The 16,003-nt window shown below is 65.1% G+C and carries 14 protein-coding genes; 7 read left to right on the forward strand and 7 right to left on the reverse strand.

Going from position 1 to position 16,003, the window contains the following annotated elements; translation table 11 throughout:
• Positions 1 to 110: 110 nt before the first annotated feature.
• Positions 111 to 2,786, reverse strand: a complete 2,676-nt coding sequence (locus BW11_RS04160; RefSeq protein ID WP_140444773.1) for a DNA topoisomerase (ATP-hydrolyzing) subunit A — start codon at positions 2,784 to 2,786, stop codon at positions 111 to 113.
• 80 nt (positions 2,787 to 2,866) lie between these two features.
• Here BW11_RS04160 and BW11_RS04165 point away from each other — a divergent pair, with 80 nt between their 5' ends.
• Positions 2,867 to 4,159, forward strand: coding sequence for an alkaline phosphatase family protein (locus BW11_RS04165; protein ID WP_140444774.1), 1,293 nt, complete (start codon positions 2,867 to 2,869; stop codon positions 4,157 to 4,159).
• A 5-nt stretch (positions 4,160 to 4,164) separates the two neighbouring features.
• Here BW11_RS04165 and sepH read toward each other — a convergent pair whose 3' ends face one another.
• A complete protein-coding gene (gene sepH, locus BW11_RS04170) occupies positions 4,165 to 5,235 on the reverse strand; it encodes a septation protein SepH (protein ID WP_140444775.1) in 1,071 nt (356 codons plus the stop codon).
• Between the two features lie 158 nt (positions 5,236 to 5,393).
• On the opposite strand from sepH, the gene BW11_RS04175 reads away from it, so the two are divergent.
• The 3 genes from BW11_RS04175 to BW11_RS04185 are packed head-to-tail and all read left to right on the forward strand — an operon-like array spanning position 5,394 to position 8,550.
• On the forward strand, positions 5,394 to 5,687 hold the full coding sequence (locus BW11_RS04175) for a DUF4193 domain-containing protein (RefSeq protein ID WP_043163868.1): 294 nt from the start codon (positions 5,394 to 5,396) through the stop codon (positions 5,685 to 5,687).
• Between the two features lies 1 nt (position 5,688).
• The gene (dut, locus tag BW11_RS04180; RefSeq protein WP_043163870.1) at positions 5,689 to 6,171 is read left to right on the forward strand and encodes a dUTP diphosphatase; all 483 of its coding nucleotides are present in this window, start codon (positions 5,689 to 5,691) and stop codon (positions 6,169 to 6,171) included.
• Between the two features lie 48 nt (positions 6,172 to 6,219).
• Positions 6,220 to 8,550 carry a bifunctional (p)ppGpp synthetase/guanosine-3',5'-bis(diphosphate) 3'-pyrophosphohydrolase gene (locus BW11_RS04185; RefSeq protein ID WP_140444776.1) on the forward strand — a complete coding sequence of 777 codons (2,331 nt, stop codon included), beginning with the start codon at positions 6,220 to 6,222 and terminating at the stop codon, positions 8,548 to 8,550.
• A gap of 89 nt (positions 8,551 to 8,639) precedes the next feature.
• Here the strand turns inward: BW11_RS04185 and BW11_RS04190 are convergent, their stop codons facing one another.
• The 5 genes from BW11_RS04190 to BW11_RS04210 form a co-directional block, all read right to left on the reverse strand.
• Positions 8,640 to 9,179 (reverse strand): peptidylprolyl isomerase, encoded by a 540-nt coding sequence (locus tag BW11_RS04190; RefSeq protein ID WP_043163874.1) that lies wholly within the window; start codon positions 9,177 to 9,179, stop codon positions 8,640 to 8,642.
• 31 nt (positions 9,180 to 9,210) lie between these two features.
• Complete coding sequence (locus tag BW11_RS04195; protein ID WP_140444777.1) at positions 9,211 to 9,891, reverse strand: methionine ABC transporter permease; 681 nt, start codon at positions 9,889 to 9,891, stop codon at positions 9,211 to 9,213.
• A 2-nt stretch (positions 9,892 to 9,893) separates the two neighbouring features.
• Positions 9,894 to 10,715: a methionine ABC transporter ATP-binding protein gene (locus tag BW11_RS04200; protein WP_140444778.1), complete on the reverse strand. Its 822-nt coding sequence runs from the start codon at positions 10,713 to 10,715 to the stop codon at positions 9,894 to 9,896.
• 104 nt (positions 10,716 to 10,819) lie between these two features.
• Positions 10,820 to 11,659: a MetQ/NlpA family ABC transporter substrate-binding protein gene (locus tag BW11_RS04205; RefSeq protein ID WP_140444779.1), complete on the reverse strand. Its 840-nt coding sequence runs from the start codon at positions 11,657 to 11,659 to the stop codon at positions 10,820 to 10,822.
• 190 nt (positions 11,660 to 11,849) lie between these two features.
• The gene (locus tag BW11_RS04210; RefSeq protein WP_181162488.1) at positions 11,850 to 12,662 is read right to left on the reverse strand and encodes a Cof-type HAD-IIB family hydrolase; all 813 of its coding nucleotides are present in this window, start codon (positions 12,660 to 12,662) and stop codon (positions 11,850 to 11,852) included.
• A 61-nt stretch (positions 12,663 to 12,723) separates the two neighbouring features.
• On the opposite strand from BW11_RS04210, the gene BW11_RS04215 reads away from it, so the two are divergent.
• From BW11_RS04215 to BW11_RS04225, 3 genes are read left to right on the forward strand one after another with little or no spacing between them, the layout of a single operon-like run.
• Complete coding sequence (locus BW11_RS04215; RefSeq protein ID WP_140444781.1) at positions 12,724 to 13,875, forward strand: M20 family metallopeptidase; 1,152 nt, start codon at positions 12,724 to 12,726, stop codon at positions 13,873 to 13,875.
• A 20-nt stretch (positions 13,876 to 13,895) separates the two neighbouring features.
• Positions 13,896 to 15,593, forward strand: coding sequence for an NAD+ synthase (locus BW11_RS04220; RefSeq protein ID WP_140444782.1), 1,698 nt, complete (start codon positions 13,896 to 13,898; stop codon positions 15,591 to 15,593).
• Between the two features lie 25 nt (positions 15,594 to 15,618).
• On the forward strand, positions 15,619 to 15,843 hold the full coding sequence (locus BW11_RS04225) for a hypothetical protein (RefSeq protein WP_043163887.1): 225 nt from the start codon (positions 15,619 to 15,621) through the stop codon (positions 15,841 to 15,843).
• Positions 15,844 to 16,003 lie beyond the last annotated feature (160 nt).

Consider the following 16,003-nt stretch of genomic DNA (forward strand, 5'->3'; position numbering starts at 1 on the left):
TCGTTGAGCAGTCTCCCGTCGCCGTTTAACTATCTCGCAGGGATGCTTCGCCGGACAGATCCTCTGACAAGAGGAGCTATACGGCGAACAACACCTATTGACGGCAGCCTTCAGCCGATGATCGCGATCGGAGCGGTCAGGTCCACGCCGGAGCCGTCGCGACGCATGTCGGGCTTGGGCAGTTCGACGGGGGAGCCGGACTCGGAAGAGGCATGCAGCGGGTAGAGGCCCACCCATGCGAGGATCAGCGTGTTCTGACCCTTGAGGAAGCGCTGCGAGCGCACGCCGCCCGTCGCACGGCCCTTGGTCGGGTACATCTCCAGCGGGGTCACCTTCGCCGAGCCGTTCTCGGTGCCGGGCAGCGCGTCCGCGTCACCGGCCACGGTGAGCACCACCGCACCCGAGGCGGCGGTCAGACCGTTCTCGCCCTCCTCATACGTCCACGCGACCTTGCCGGCGGGAACCACGTTGAACGCGGCCACATGCGCGCCCTCGGCCAGACGGATGCCGGCCATGCCTCCGGCCGTACGACCCTGCGGACGCACGTTGCCGGCCTCGAAGGTGAGCAGCGAGGAATCGGAGGAGACGAACACCAGACGATCCTCGTCCGCGGCCGGGGCCGCGAGCAGCACCTCGTCGCCGTCCTTGAGATCGATGACCGGCCACGAATCCATCGTCGTCGGCGCCTCGCGGTTCCAGCGCTTGATCACGCCGCCGCGCGTGCCGAGCGCCAGAGGAGGCAGTTCACCGCCCTCCTCGTGAGGCGTCATCGCGATCGCCGAAACCACGTGCTCGCCGTCGATCGGATCGGTCGACTCGGTCATGCCGATCAACTCGTCGGCCTTCACGCCTCCCGTCACGCTCAGCGTCTGCGATGGCGGCAACGCCGGCAGATCGGCCACGTGGGCGAGCACCAGACGTCCGGCGGAGGTGATCAGCGCATAGGTGGCGCGGGTCGACGTGGTGAAGATCGTCGTGATCTGGTCGTCGCTCACCCGCTTGTCGGACACCGAACGCGACTCGTACACGTCCATCGCGGACGGCGTGGCCCGCGCGATCAGACCGGTGGCGCTCATCATCACCACGCATGGCTCGTCCTCGATCTGCAGCGCTGCCGCGGCGGCCTCGGTCTCGCCGGCCTTCATGGCCGCGTTCGCGGCGGCGACATCGGCCTGCACGGACGTCAGACTCGTCGCCGCCTGCGCCGCCTCCAACGCGGCACGGGCCAGACCGGAGTCATCGCCCTTGGCGACCACTGGCACCAGAGAACCGTCGGGCCCCTCGTCGAGCAGTACGGTACGGCGCGGCGTCCCATACTGCGTGACCGTCTGGTCCATCTCGTCGACGACCACGCGATCCAGCTCCTCGGCGGAGGCGAGGATGCGCTCCAGCTCCTCGATCCGCTGCTTGAGATCGTCGCGCTCCGCCTCCAGTTCGATGCGGCTCATACGCGTCAGACGGCGCAGACGCAGATCCAGAATGTACTGGGCCTGCACCTCGTCCAGATCGAACACGGCCATGAGCCGGTTCTTCGCCGCATCGGCGTCGTCGGAGGAGCGGATCACCTGGATGACCTCGTCGATGTCCACCATCGCGAGCAGCAGTCCCTCGACCAGGTGCAGACGCTCCAGCGCCTTCCTGCGGCGGAACTCGCTGCGTCGGCGCACCACCACGCGGCGATGCTCCACCCACACCTGAAGCAGTTCCTTCAGCCCCATCGTGTGCGGGCGTCCATCGACCAGCGCCACGTTGTTGATGGTGAAGTTGTCCTGCAGCGGCGTGTGACGGAACAGCTGCGCGAGCACCGCATCCGGATCGTAGCCGGTCTTGATCTCGATGACGATACGCGTGCCGTTGTGACGGTCGGTCAGATCGATGGCGCCGGTGATGCCCTCCAGCTTGCGTGACTTCACGCCTTCGGAGATGCGTTCCAGCACGCGCTCGGGGCCAACCATGAACGGCAGCTCCGTGACCACGATGGCCTTCTTGCGCGCCGTCACGTTCTCGATATGCGTCTTCGAACGCGTGGTGAGCGTGCCGCGGCCCGTCTCGTACGCCTCGCGGATGCCGTCGCGTCCGATCACGATGCCGCCGCCCGGCCAATCCGGGCCCGGCACGTAGCGCATCAGCTCCTCCAGCGTGGCGTCCGGATGAGCCATCAGATGCTTGGCGGCGGCCACCACCTCGCCCAGATTATGCGTGGCCATGTTCGTGGCCATGCCCACGGCGATGCCCGATCCGCCGTTGACCAGCAGGTTCGGAATGGCCGACGGCAGTACGGTCGGTTCCTTGAGCTTGTTGTCGTAGTTCGGCGTGAAATCGACCGTATCCTCGTCGATATCCGCATTCATCGCAAGAGCCGCGGGCCCGAGTCTCGCCTCGGTGTAACGGGAGGCGGCCGGGCCGTCGTCGAGCGAACCGAAGTTGCCGTGGCCGTCGACCAGCGGAAGCCGCATCGCGAACGGCTGCGCAAGACGGACCATCGCCTCGTAGATCGCCGAATCGCCATGTGGGTGCAGCTTGCCCATTACCTCGCCGACCACGCGCGCCGACTTCATGTACGGGCGGTCCGGCGTGAGGTTCATCTGTCCCATCTGATAGATGATGCGGCGCTGCACCGGCTTGAGACCGTCCCTGGCATCCGGAAGCGCACGCGCATAGATCACCGAATACGCGTACTCGAGGAACGACTTGCTCATCTCCTCGTTCAACGGCGTCTCGACGATATGCTCCTTGACCGTGCGAGGATCATATGCCGAAGTGGTGTTCCTACGATGCGATGCCATATGTGCGGACTCCTTGGAAAAACAAACCCGCACCATAATAACAGCAGGAAGATGACGAACGGCGATTACACTGAAACCCTATGAGTGTGGATGTGCCGCAGATGAGCGAACTGCTGCGATTGACCCCGACCGCAGGATACGGCGACTGGACGCCGCAGGAACCAGGGGAGGACACGAACGTCGCCACGGACCGGCGTGGTGGCGCGCTGCATCTGTCCGCCGTGCTGCCGGCTCTGTCTTCGGCGATCGGGCATCCGGTTCCGACGCGCGTGCACGCCGATCCGGCGGCGTTGCAGCATGCGCTCGGACTGCCTGACGCGACCTCCGCGATCGTCGTGCTCGTCGACGGACTCGGCTACTGGAATCTCAACATGAGGCTCGGCCACGCCCCCTACCTGCGTTCGCTGATGAAGGAGCATGCCAACCAGCGTCCGATCTCCACCTGCGCGCCCAGCACCACCGTGGCCGCGATGGCCACGTTCGGTACCGGCACCTGCCCGGGGCTGACAGGCATGGCCGGCTACACGCAGCTCGAGCCGGAAAGCGGAAGGATCATCCAGCTGATCCAGTTCAAGGATCCGCTGCTGCCCAAGGCGGAGAGCGAGAAGGCCGGTCCCGTCATCGACCCGCATGATCTGCAGCGCGAACCCACCGTCTTCGAGCGCCTCGCTGCCGAGCATGTGCGCGTCACCAGCTCGGGACTGGCCAAGTTCAAGGGCTCCCCGCTGACCGAGGCTGCCCTGCGCGGCTCCGATTACGTGGCCAACGTCACGCCGAACGACCGTGTGCGTGCGGCCGCGAAGGCGGCACGCACGCCGGGCCTGACCTACCTGTACATCCGTGACGCCGACAAGGTCGGGCACGCCGACGGCTGGGACTCCGAGCAGTGGGTGGGCACGTTCGAACGCATCGACGCGCAGCTGGCGCTGCTGCGGCGCGAGGCGCCGAAGGGAACGCTCATCGTCGTGGTCGCCGATCACGGCATGGTGGCCACCGACCCCGCCGAACGCATCGACATCGCAGCTGAACCGGCGTTGGCACAGGGCGTCGCATTGGTGGGAGGGGAGCCCCGCGCGCTCATGCTGTATGCCGAACGCGACGAGTCGCCGGAGGACATCGCCGCACGGTGGCGTGAACGGCTGGGGGAGCGGGCGTTGGTGCGTACGAGGCATCAGGCCATCGATGACGGACTGTTCGGGCCGGTGGAGCCCCGTATCGAACGGATGCTCGGCGACGTCATCGTGCAGGCGGCCGGTGCCGTCACGCTGGTCGATTCGCGCATCCAATCCGACAAGGCCACGCGTCTGCCCAGCGTGCATGGTTCGCAGACCATGCTGGAGATGGACATCCCCTGTCTGATCGACGTGGCATAGAGACGTCACTCTCCGAACAGGATCTGATCCCAGCTCGGGATCGCGGAGCGCCTCGCGCGATGCTTGCGTGCCGGCTGGCCGTTTTCGTCCGAACCGGCGGAGGAGTCGGCGTCCGTTCCCGATGCCGCGGGGACTTGGCTGAGATCGGCTTCGGTGGGATCGGGAACAGGCGGCAGATCCCCGACCGCACCGTCGGCAGCCGGGGCGGCGGATGGCGCCTTGATGGAGATGACGGGAATATCGCCCATTGTGGCCGGCTGCGGCGCCTGCACGGTCCCGTGCCCGGAATGAGGGCCATTCGGATCCGCGCTACCCGTATCGGCTGCATCGTCGATGTTTGAAGCAGCATCCGTGGACTCCGCCGCACCCGTGCCGGTGTCCACTGCCGTGGGAACGTCGACGTCGTCGGACATTCCGGCCGCGGAGGTCATGTTTTCGGCGATGATCGGCGTCAGATCCGGACGGCGTCCGTCCACGTCGCCAAGTCCGAGGTTCTGCTCGCCGAGCAGCTTCTTCGCCGCGGGATTGAGGCACACCACGGTGTTGTCGTGCATGTCCCACGTCCATTCGGCACGCACCTTGCGCCCGGAGGCGAGGAACGTCGCCGAGATGTGCCAGGGCTCGTGGCCGCGGCGGGTGGCCTGCCACGCGAGCGTACCGCGGTCGACGCGTGCGAGCGAGAGCGTCATGTAGATGAGGTCCTCCACCGTGCGCACGCGGCTCTCCTTGGGTGCGGGCACGCGCTTGAACTGCTCGATCGCATACTGCTTCTCCATCTGCACCGATGCGGAGAAACGACGGACCAGAGCCTGATCGAGACCATAGCGTTCCGCTACCTGGGACGGATCCGCACCGGCACGGATCAGCTGCTGGATCTTGGAGATCGGCAGGGCGTCATTCGCCCTCGGCTGGCGTAGCTTGCGAGATTCCATGCGGATCTGCTTCGCCGCGAGAACCGCACGCTCCAACGCATCGTCCACCGTGACGACGAAACGCTCGCCCCCCGCCTCGAAGACCAGGTCGCCGGCATCGGAAACATGGTCGAGACGGGCCCCTCTCGGCGAATCCTCAGTCATGCGCGCACCACTTTCTGTAAAACTTGGGTCACTTCTTCAAGTATGCCCCACGTGTCGAACTTTACGAGTATTTCAAATCGTGTATCCTATGCCGAGTAAACACAGCTGGTCATAATAGTCCGCGCCCACGCGCGCGACGCACAGACGAAAGGATCGCGATGGCTCAGGATTATGATTCCCCCCGTAACAAGGACGAGGACGAGGAATCGCTGCAGGCTCTGGGGAAGAGCTCTCAGAACTCTTCGAGCGACATCGACGACGACGAGAACGCCATTGCCGAGGACTACGAGCTGCCGGGTGCCGACCTGAGCAACGAGGACTCCTCCGTGACGGTCATCCCGATGCAGGGTGACGAGTTCATCTGCTCCGAGTGCTTCCTGGTCAAGCATCGCAGCCAGCTCGCCTACATGACGGATGACGGCCAGCCCGTATGCCAGGAGTGCGCCGCCTGATATGACGTTCGATCCCGCATACAATGAGCCGGAGAACACCGAGGTTCTCGTCAAGCCGGTCGATCCGGATCAGCCGGCCGAACTCGCCGCGCTCGGCTACGCGCACGCCGGTGACGCCGGCGCCGATCTGAGGGCCGCGGAGTCGTTCGATCTCAAGCCCTTCGAGCGCGCTCTGGTACCCACCGGCGTCGCCATCGCCCTGCCGAACGGATACGTGGGTCTGGTCCATCCGAGAAGCGGTCTGGCGGTCAAGCAGGGCGTCACCGTGCTCAATGCCCCCGGCACCATCGATGCCGGATATCGCGGCGAGATCAAGGTGCCGCTCATCAATCTGGATCCCGAGCGCACCGCGCATTTCGAAGTGGGGGATCGCATCGCCCAGTTGGTCATCCAGCGGTATGTGGAGGCGAGATTCGTTCCTGCGCGGAGCCTTCCCGGTTCCGACAGGGCTGAACGTGGATTCGGCTCCACGGGTGTGGCCTGAGTCGCGTTAGGATAGAGAGCCAGAGAGCACGAACCGAGGGAGGTGGCCATGGCAGGCGATGACATGGAGTTTGATTCCGCACGCAAGCTGGGTTGCGAGGTCAGTACGGATCCGATCAACCCGCTGCTGCCGATCATGCAGGCATGCCGTGTCCACCACCCCGGTGAGGATCTGACCATTCTCGAACGCGCCTACCGTCGCGCGGTCATCCAGCATTCCGCCCAACGGCGCAAGTCCGGCGAGCCGTACATCATCCATCCGCTCGCAGTCGCCCAGATCCTCGCCGATCTCGGCATGGGTCCGTTGGTCGTCGCCGCGGGTCTCCTGCACGACACCGTGGAGGACACCGATTACACGCTCGACCAGTGCCGCTCCGAATTCGGTGACACCGTCACCGGGCTGGTGGACGGCATCACCAAGCTGTCCAAGATGGAGTACGGTGATTCCGCGCAGGCCGAGACCATCCGCAAGATGGTCGTGGCGATGAGCCGTGATGTGCGCGTGCTGGTCGTCAAGCTCGCCGACCGCGTGCACAACGCCCGCACCTGGCGCTACGTGAAGACCTCCAGCGCCGTCAAGAAGGCGCATGAGACGCTCGACGTGTATGCGCCGCTCGCCAATCGCCTCGGCATGAACGCCATCAAGACCGAGCTTGAGGAGCTGAGCTTCAAGGTCATCTACCCGAAGATCTACAACGAGATCGTCGTGCTCGTAGCTCGTCGCGCAGGGCAGCGCGACGTGTACCTCAAGCAGATCCTGGCCGAGATCCACGAGGACCTCGACGCCCAGCACATCAAGGCGTACGTGACCGGACGCCCGAAGGACTACTTCTCCATCTACCAGAAGATGATCGTGCGCGGCCACGATTTCGCCAACATCTACGATCTGGTGGGCGTGCGCATCATCGTCGATTCGATTCAGGACTGCTATGCGGCGCTTGGTGCCGTGCATGCGCGGTGGAACCCGGTTCCCGGCCGGTTCAAGGACTACATCGCGATGCCGAAGCTCAACATGTACCAATCGCTGCACACCACGGTGGTGGGCCCCGGCGGCAAGCCCGTCGAGATCCAGATCCGCACGTGGGACATGCATCGTAGGGCCGAGTTCGGCATCGCCGCGCACTGGAAGTACAAGGAGAACGGGCAGGCCGGACGCGCGTTGAGCTCGCCGGACAAGTCCGACCGCAAGCGTGAGGGCTCCGAGAGCCAGGAGCTGAGCGAGGCCGACAACCTCAAGTGGATCCAGCAGCTCGCCGACTGGACCTCCGAGACGCCCGACTCCAACGAGTTCCTGGGATCCCTGAAGGAGGATCTCGGTTCGGCCGAGGTGTATGTGTTCACGCCGAAGGGCAAGATCATCTCCCTGCCGGCCGCGGCCACGCCGATCGACTTCGCGTACGCCGTGCACACCGAGGTCGGCCATCGTACGATGGGTGCACGCGTCAACGGCCGTCTCGTGCCGCTCGACACGAAGCTCGAGAACGGCGACACCGTCGAGATCCTCACCTCGAAGTCAGACACCGCAGGTCCCTCGCGCGATTGGCTGAGCTTCGCCAAAAGCCCGAAGGCACGCAACAAGATCCGCCAGTGGTTCTCCAAGGAGCGTCGCACCGAGGCCATCGAGGAGGGGCGCGACGAGCTGACGCGCGCCATGCGCAAGCGCAGCCTGCCGATCAATACGCTCATGACCCCGGAGGCGCTGGTCGGCGTCGCCGACGAGCTCAACTTCCCGAACGCGGACGGCCTGTTCGCCGCGATCGGCGATGGGCAGATCTCCACGCAGAACGTCATCTCCCATCTGGTCAAGGATGCGGGCGCCGACGAGGTCGACGAGGAGATCGAGCAGGAGGCGCTGCCGCTCAAGCCGGTGGAGAGCCGCCAGAAGACCACCAGTTCGTCGGGCGTGTCCGTCAAGGGCGTGGGCGATGTGTGGGTCAAGCTGGCACGGTGCTGCATGCCGGTGCCCGGCGACAAGATCATCGGCTTCATCACGCGCAATCAGGGCGTGTCCGTGCATCGCACCGACTGCCAGAACATGATCGATCTTGAGAAGCGGCAGTCCGAACGCGTCGTCGAAGTGGAGTGGACCAGCACCAAGGGCGTGTTCATGGTCAAGATCCAGGTGGAGGCGCTGGACCGGCGCAACCTGCTCTCCGACGTGACGCGCGTGCTCTCCGATCATGGCGTCAACATCATCTCCGGTTCGATCTCCACCGGCTCCGATCGTGTGGCCACCAGCCAGTTCAGCTTCGAGATGGCCGATCCGCAGCATCTCAACACGCTGCTCGCGGCCGTGCGCAAGATCGACGGCGTCTTCGACGTCTACCGCATCACCGGCGCGAAGGACTCCGCCGAACCTCGTCTGCGCCGGATGAAGTAGAGCAGATCACAGGTCGTAATATCGAAGGCCCCTGATCCTTGAGCGGATCAGGGGCCTTCCCATGTTGCGTCTGGTGGCGAGGCGAACCGTCACTCGGCCACGTCGACGGACAGGATCACGGCCGGTTCGGTCGGACGGTCCATCGGATCGGTCGGCAGCGCCTCGAGCCTGTCGACCACGGCCTTCGAGTCATCGTCCGCGACCTCGCCGAAGATCGTGTGATGGCCGTCGAGCCACGGGGTCGGCACGGTGGTGATGAAGAACTGCGAGCCGTTGGTGCCGTGGACCTTGCCGTCCATGCCGCGGCGCAGACCCGCGTTCGCCATGGCCAGCAGGTACGGGCGGTCGAACTTCAGCGATGGGTCGATCTCGTCGTCGAAGTCGTAGCCGGGACCACCGGTGCCGTTGCCCAGCGGGCAGCCGCCCTGGATCATGAAGTCCTTGATGATGCGGTGGAAGGTCAGTCCGTTGTAGAACTTCTCGTGGGAGGGCTGGCCGGTGTACGGATCCGTCCACTCCTTGTCGCCGGTGGCGAGGCCGAGGAAGTTCTTCACCGTCTCCGGTGCCTTGTCGTCGAACAGGTTGATCGTGATGTCACCTTCGGAGGTGTGCATGATGATAGTGCTCATAACGCCCCAGTCTAACGTACTCGACAGCGTGTCAGCGCGCGTGGTGGTCGATGCGCTGCGCGACCCAGTCGCCGAGCGACTGGATGACCTGCACGAGCACGACGGACAGGATCACGGCCACGAGCATCACGTCGTACTGGTAGCGCTGGTATCCGTAGCGGATCGCGATGTCGCCCAGACCGCCCGCGCCGACGGTGCCGGCCATGGCCGAGTAGCCGAACAGGTTGATGAACGTGATGGCCGCACCGCGCACCAGCGAGGGCAGGCTCTCGAAGAGCAGCACCTTGGTGACGATCTGCCAGTTGTTCGCGCCGAAGCTCTGCGCCGCCTCGATCAGGCCGCCGTCCACGTCCGCGAGGGACTGCTCGACGACGCGCGCCACGAACGGGGCCGCGGAGATGACCAGCGGCACCATCGCGCCCTCGACGCCGAGCGACGTGCCGACGATCAGACGGGTGAACGGGATGATCGCCACCAGAAGGATGATGAACGGGATCGAACGTCCGATGTTCACGATCCAGCCGAGCACCGTGTTGAGTGCACGGTGCGGCCAGAGCGACTTCGGTCCCGTGATGGTCAGCAGCACGCCGAGCGGGATGCCGAGCACGTAGGCGAGCAGCGTCGACACGGCGGTCATGACGAGCGTGTCGCGCGTACCCTCGAGCAGCAGTTCGCCGTAGTCGGCGATGAATTGCGAAACGACCTGTCCCATGGTCAGCGATCCTCCCTCGTGCCGGCATCCTCGGCGTCGTCTTCGGTGTTGTTCCCGGCCTCATGCTGTTCATCGCGGCCGTTCTGCTCGTTCGCACTGGCGATCAGCGTCCTGAGGATGTCGCTCTTCGGGTGTGCGAACAGCTCCGCGGTCTCGCCGACCTCGACGATGTTGCCGCCGTCGATCATTGCCACGCGGTCGCAGATGTTGCGTGCCACGGACAGCGAGTGGGTGATGATCACCAGCGTCACGCCGAGCTCGCGGTTGATGCGGCGCAGCAGGTCGAGGATCTGCACGGTCGTCGTCGAATCGAGGGCGCTCGTCGCCTCGTCGCACAGCATGATCTTCGGTTCGTTCGCCAGCGCGCGGGCGATGGCGACGCGCTGCTGCTGACCGCCGGACAGCTGGCTGGGGTAGCGGTCCTCGAACCCCTCGAGACCGACCAGACGCAGCAGCCGGCGTCCGCGTTCGATGCGCTGCGCCTTCGGACGGTGCGCGAGCTCCAGCGGGAAGGTCACGTTGCGAAGCACGGTGCGCTGCTGGAACAGGTTGAAGTCCTGGAAGATCATGCCGATCTTCGTGCGCAGCTCGGCCAGCTCGCGGCCGGAGACGTGCGAGACGTCCCTGCCGTCGATGATCACCTTGCCCTCGGTGGGGCGCTCCAGCAGGTTGATCGTGCGCACCAGCGTCGATTTGCCGGCGCCGGAGGAGCCGAGGAAGCCGAACATCTCGCCGTCCTCGATGGTCAGGTTGATGTCGTGCAGCACCTCGTGCGCATCGGCGCCGGTGCCATAGCTTTTCTTCAGATGGTCGAATTGGATCATGGGTAGTCCTTGTCGTGGGGGAGACGCGGCGATGCCGCACGAGACGGGGCCGATGGGTCCCGTGCCGTGCGGCATCGTATCAAATGGGCGTCCGAACGATCCGATCAGAAGACCGGAACCACGGCTCCCTTGTAGTTGTCGTTGATGTAGTCGCGCACCGCGTCGGAGTTCAGGGCCTTCTTGAGCTCCTTCGTCTTGGCGGTGTTCTCGTTGCCCTCCTTGACCACGAGGATGTTCGCGTAGGTCTTCGCGGCCAGACCGTCGGCCTTCTCGAGTTCAAGCGCGTCCTTGGTCACGTCGAAGCCGGCCTGGATCGCGTAGTTGCCGTTCAGCGCGGCGATGTCGACGTCCTTGATGACGGTCGGCACCACGGCGGCCTCGAGCTCCTTGAACTGCAGGTTCTTCGGGTTGGAGGTGATGTCCTTCGGCGTGGCGTTGATGTCCTCGGGGTTCTTGAGCTCGATCAGCCCTGCGTCCTGCAGCAGCAGGAGGGCGCGGGCCTCGTTGGTGGCGTCGTTCGGCACGGCGACGGTCGCGCCGTCGGCCAGCGCGTCAAGGGACTTGGTCTTGCCCGGGTACAGGCCGAACGGCTCGAAGTGCACGGTCTCGACGGACACGAGGTGGGTGCCCTTCTCCTTATTGAAGTTGTCGAGGTAGGGCTTGTGCTGGAAGTAGTTGGCGTCGACCTCGCCGTCCTCGGTGGCGGTGTTCGGCTGGACGTAGTCGGTGAACTCCTTGACCTCCAGCTTGTAGCCGTCCTTCTCGACGATCGGCTTGACGGCCTTGTTGAGGATCTCGGCGTGCGGGGTCGGGCTGGCGGCGATGGTGATGGTCTTGTCGTCCTCGGAGCTGGTGGCGGTGGAGGCGTTGCCGCATCCGGCCAGTCCGAACGCTGCCAGCGTGATCGCGGCGATGGCGGCCGCGGCGGTCTTCGTGAAACGCATGATTCTTCCTCTCTCGATGCGTGATGCATGTGAAGCGCATGACGAACGGCGCATGCGCCTGTGTCGTCTCGTAACTATACAGACGTTGAGAGGGGAATCGTGCGGCGTGGTAATCGACGTTGGTTATAAGAGGTTATTTCGACCGTGTTTCGAAACGCTTGGGATTGCCCGGAAGATGGCGCTATCCCGCTCAGTCGAGCACGCCGAAGTGTCTGAGCGCGTTGAGCACGCCGTCGTGGTCGACGTCGTCGGTCACCCAGTCGGCCGCCTGCTTGGGCTCCTCGGTGGCGTTGCCCATCGCCACGCCGATTCCCGCGAACGTGAGCATCGTGGTGTCGTTGCCGCCGTCGCCGAAGGCCATGATCTGGTCGCGCGTCCAGCCGTAATGGTCCATGAACTTCCGAATGCCCACCGGCTTGCCGCCGTCGGCCGGAATGAGGTCGACGAAGTCGGGATGCCAGCGCACGCCCTGCACGTTGCGGCACCGGGAGACGATCTCGGCCTGCTCGTCGGGACCGATGTACGGGCTGATCTGGAACGTCTCGTGCGTCAGCGGCCGCGTATGCGGGTCGTCGATGAACACCTTCGGCGCGGTCCGGCCCAGCTGGCGCCAGGTGGCGCGCATCGTCTCGGTCACCTGATTGAAGTACACGTAGTCGGATTCGCAGTAGTTCGCGACGACGTCCGGATGGGCGTCAAGCCATGCGGTGATCGCGGTGACGTCGTCGGCTTCGAGCGGCTCCTTGGAGAGAAACCCGTCGTCGTCGCAGCAGTACTGTCCGTTGAGGCCGACGATGCCGTCGAATCTGATCGGGATCATGTCGAGCACGACGGTCATGTGGCTCGGCGCCCGGCCCGAGCAGATGAACACCTTGATCCCCTTGGCCTGCAGACGGCGCAGCGACTCGATGGTCGAATCCGGGACGATATGCGTGACGAAGCTCGTCAGCGTTCCGTCGATGTCGAAGAACACGCCCCTGATGTCGCTGCCTGCAGTCGTCACGATGAAACCTCCCGTCGATCATCTTCCAGTGTACAGGAGCGCAAGGGAGTATTTTGGAGGCATGACCGAGCACATCGAGTTGGATCCAAGTCTCATCGCAATCCGCCACTACCTGCATGCGCACCCCGAGCGCAGCTTCAAGGAGTTCGACACCAGCATCTATCTGGCCGACCAGCTGCGCGAGCACGGCGTCGAGATCCTCGACAATCCCCTGCCCACCGGAGTCGTCGGGCTGATCCGCGGCGAAGGTGGACCGGGGCCGCGCGTCGCGCTGCGTGCGGACATCGACGGCCTGCCCATCGTCGAGAACACCGGCCTCGACTTCGCATCCGTCAACAAGGGCGTCATGCACGGCTGCGGGCACGACCTGCACATGACCGGCCTGCTGGGCGCGGCCTTCTGGCTCGCCGCGCACCGTGACCGCTTCGCCGGTTCCATCAAGATCCTCTTCCAGCCGAGCGAGGAGACCGGCCAGGGGGCCCAGGCGATGATGGACGCCGGTCTGCTCGACGACGTGGACGCGATCATCGGCACGCACAACAACCCCAACTATGCGCCCGGTCAGATCGCCGTCGGCGCGGAGCCGATGATGGCGGGCTGCGTGCGCTTCCAGGTCACGCTGCACGCCGAAGGCACGCACGCCGGCTATCCGCACAAGGGCACCGGTCCGATCGAGGCGATGGCGAGCATGATCCTCGAACTGCAGACCATCGTCAGCCGCAACATCTCCGCTCTGGACCCGCTGGTGTTTTCCATCACCGAGGTGCACGGCGGACGCGTGTGGAACGTCGTGCCCGCAGAGGCCGGATTCCAAGGCACCGTGCGCTACTTCCACAAGGAGGACAGTCTGCTTGCCGAACGCCGGTTCCGCTCCATCGTGGGGCACACCGCCGAGGCGTTCGGCATCACCGCCGACATGGAGTGGGACGACTTCCAGGATCCGGTCGTCTCCGACGCGGCGCTGGCGCTGCCGGTCGCCGAGGACGTGCGCGACTACGCCTCGCTCGAGCCGATCCGTCCGTCCATGGCGGGGGAGGACTTCTGCGAGTTCGCCAAGACGACCCGCTGCGTGTTCGCGTTCATCGGCTCCAACGGCGAACCCGGATGCGCCGACTGGCACAGCCCCCGCTTCGTGGGACTGGACGAGTCCCTGCCCACGTTCGTGAACTTCTACGTCAACGCCGCGCTGCGCGTCGGACGGGAACTCGCCTGAGAGGCCCTAGGATAGGTGACATGACCCAGATTCGTTTTGCACTCGCCCAGATCGACACCTGCGTCGGCGCGCTCGACGCCAATGCGGACAAGGTGCTCGACTACTCCCGCAGGGCCGCCGAAGGCCATGCCGACGTCGTCGTCTTCCCGGAGATGACGCTGACCGGATACCCGATTGAGGATCTGGCCCTCCGCCGCACGTTCCGCCAGGCCGCATGGGACAAGGCCGACGAACTCGCCGACCGTCTCAAAAGGGACGATCTCGGCGACCTGTACGTCGTGGTCGGCACGGTCGGCACCGATCACGCCACCGACAAGCCGTACAACCGTCTCGTGGTCCTGCATGACGGCGTGGTGTGGGTCGGCTACGACAAGCACTTCCTGCCCAACTACGGCGTCTTCGACGAGTTCCGCATCTTCAAGGCCGGCGAACGCTCCGTCGTCCTCGACGTCGACGGCGCCCGACTGGGCGTGGCGATCTGCGAGGACATCTGGCAGGACGGCGGCCCGGTCTCCGAACTGGCCGGCCGTGACATCGACGCGCTCGTCACCATCAACGGCTCCCCGTACGAGGAGGGCAAGACCGACGTCCGACTCGACCTCGCGCACCGCCGCGCCGCCGAGGTCGATGCGCCGCTCGTCTACCTGAATCAGGTCGGCGGTCAGGACGACCTCGTCTTCGACGGCGGCAGCTTCGTCATGGACGCCGACGGCACGCTGCTCGCCCAGGCCCCGATGTTCATGGAGGACCTGTCCTACTGGACGCTCGACACCGACACGGTCCATCAGGCGAAGGGGACGATCGCGCCCCCGCTCGACCCGGACGAGGAGGTGTACACCGCCTGCGTGCTCGGACTCAAGGACTACATGGCCAAGAACCGCTTCACCGGGGTCACGCTCGGCCTGTCCGGCGGCATCGACTCCGCGCTCGTCGCCGCGATGGCGGCCGACGCGGTGGGCGGCGAGAACGTGCACGGCATCTCCATGCCCTCCATGTATTCGTCCGATGGGTCCAAGGACGACGCCGCCGACCTTGCCGCCAACATCGGCGCCCACTACGACGTCCAGCCCATCGAACCGCTGTTCGACGCCTACCAGCGGCAGCTGCATCTGGAGGGGGTGTCCGCAGAGAACCTGCAGGCCCGCATCCGAGGCGTCATCGTCATGGCGTACTCCAACTCGAAGGGACTGCTCGCCGTGGCCACCGGCAACAAATCCGAACTCGCCTGCGGCTACTCGACGATCTACGGCGATGCGGTGGGAGGCTACGCCCCGATCAAGGACCTGCTTAAGACGCGCGTGTGGGAGCTGGCGCGCTGGCGCAACCGCGCCGCCGCCGCGGGCCTCGGCATCGGAGGTTTGAAGATCGTGGGCAACGAGGGCGGCGACCCCGGAAAGCCCCTGAACGGCGGGGTGATGATTCCCGTCTCGTCCATCGAGAAGGCGCCGAGCGCCGAACTGCGCCCCGGGCAGAAGGACTCCGATTCGCTGCCCGAATACGCGCTGCTCGACAAGGTCCTCGCCGCGTACATCGAGCACGCTCACGGACGGGCCGACCTGCTCGCCGACGGCTTCGACGAGCAGACCGTGGACACGGTGATGCGTCTGGTGGACCGCGCCGAATGGAAGCGCCGCCAGTATCCGCTCGGTCCCAAGGTCACGGCGCTCGCGTTCGGCCGCGACCGTCGCCTGCCGATCACCAACGCGTTCCGCGAATAGTTGCGCGAAGAAGGAGCATGACATCATGTCCGATCAGGGCAAACAGTGGTATTTCAACAGCCGCACGGGGGAGCCGGAGCTGGGGCCCCAGTCGCCGATAGAGCAGCGCATGGGGCCGTACAGGTCCCGTGAGGACGCCCTCAACGCGTGGAAGATCTTCCAGGATCGCGAGACCATCTGGAAGGAGCAGGACCGTCAGTGGAACCGCCAGTGGAACGGTCCGCAGGACGACGGTCAGGCCGACGACTGACCCCGTCCCGACCATTCGCATCATGGGCCGGCTCCCCTTATCTGGGGAGCCGGCCCGATTTCACTCTTGGTGTGAGCGATCACTGTGAACGATAACGGAATGTGAGATAGCTCACGCGTATTTTGCGTTAACTTCCAGTGACCAACGGCTAGACTATGGA

Origin of the sequence: Bifidobacterium sp. UTCIF-38, assembly GCF_006454495.1 — a bacterium.
Lineage (GTDB): Bacteria > Actinomycetota > Actinomycetes > Actinomycetales > Bifidobacteriaceae > Bifidobacterium > Bifidobacterium callitrichos.

Excerpts from the sequence above, each read along its gene's own strand:
- BW11_RS04160 (WP_140444773.1), bottom strand. The coding sequence starts at position 2,786 with ATGGCATCGCATCGTAGGAACACCACTTCGGCATATGATCCTCGCACG.
- BW11_RS04165 (WP_140444774.1), top strand. The coding sequence starts at position 2,867 with ATGAGTGTGGATGTGCCGCAGATGAGCGAACTGCTGCGATTGACCCCG.
- sepH (WP_140444775.1), bottom strand. The coding sequence starts at position 5,235 with ATGACTGAGGATTCGCCGAGAGGGGCCCGTCTCGACCATGTTTCCGAT.
- BW11_RS04175 (WP_043163868.1), top strand. The coding sequence starts at position 5,394 with ATGGCTCAGGATTATGATTCCCCCCGTAACAAGGACGAGGACGAGGAA.
- dut (WP_043163870.1), top strand. The coding sequence starts at position 5,689 with ATGACGTTCGATCCCGCATACAATGAGCCGGAGAACACCGAGGTTCTC.
- BW11_RS04185 (WP_140444776.1), top strand. The coding sequence starts at position 6,220 with ATGGCAGGCGATGACATGGAGTTTGATTCCGCACGCAAGCTGGGTTGC.
- BW11_RS04190 (WP_043163874.1), bottom strand. The coding sequence starts at position 9,179 with ATGAGCACTATCATCATGCACACCTCCGAAGGTGACATCACGATCAAC.
- BW11_RS04195 (WP_140444777.1), bottom strand. The coding sequence starts at position 9,891 with ATGGGACAGGTCGTTTCGCAATTCATCGCCGACTACGGCGAACTGCTG.
- BW11_RS04200 (WP_140444778.1), bottom strand. The coding sequence starts at position 10,715 with ATGATCCAATTCGACCATCTGAAGAAAAGCTATGGCACCGGCGCCGAT.
- BW11_RS04205 (WP_140444779.1), bottom strand. The coding sequence starts at position 11,659 with ATGCGTTTCACGAAGACCGCCGCGGCCGCCATCGCCGCGATCACGCTG.
- BW11_RS04215 (WP_140444781.1), top strand. The coding sequence starts at position 12,724 with ATGACCGAGCACATCGAGTTGGATCCAAGTCTCATCGCAATCCGCCAC.
- BW11_RS04220 (WP_140444782.1), top strand. The coding sequence starts at position 13,896 with ATGACCCAGATTCGTTTTGCACTCGCCCAGATCGACACCTGCGTCGGC.
- BW11_RS04225 (WP_043163887.1), top strand. The coding sequence starts at position 15,619 with ATGTCCGATCAGGGCAAACAGTGGTATTTCAACAGCCGCACGGGGGAG.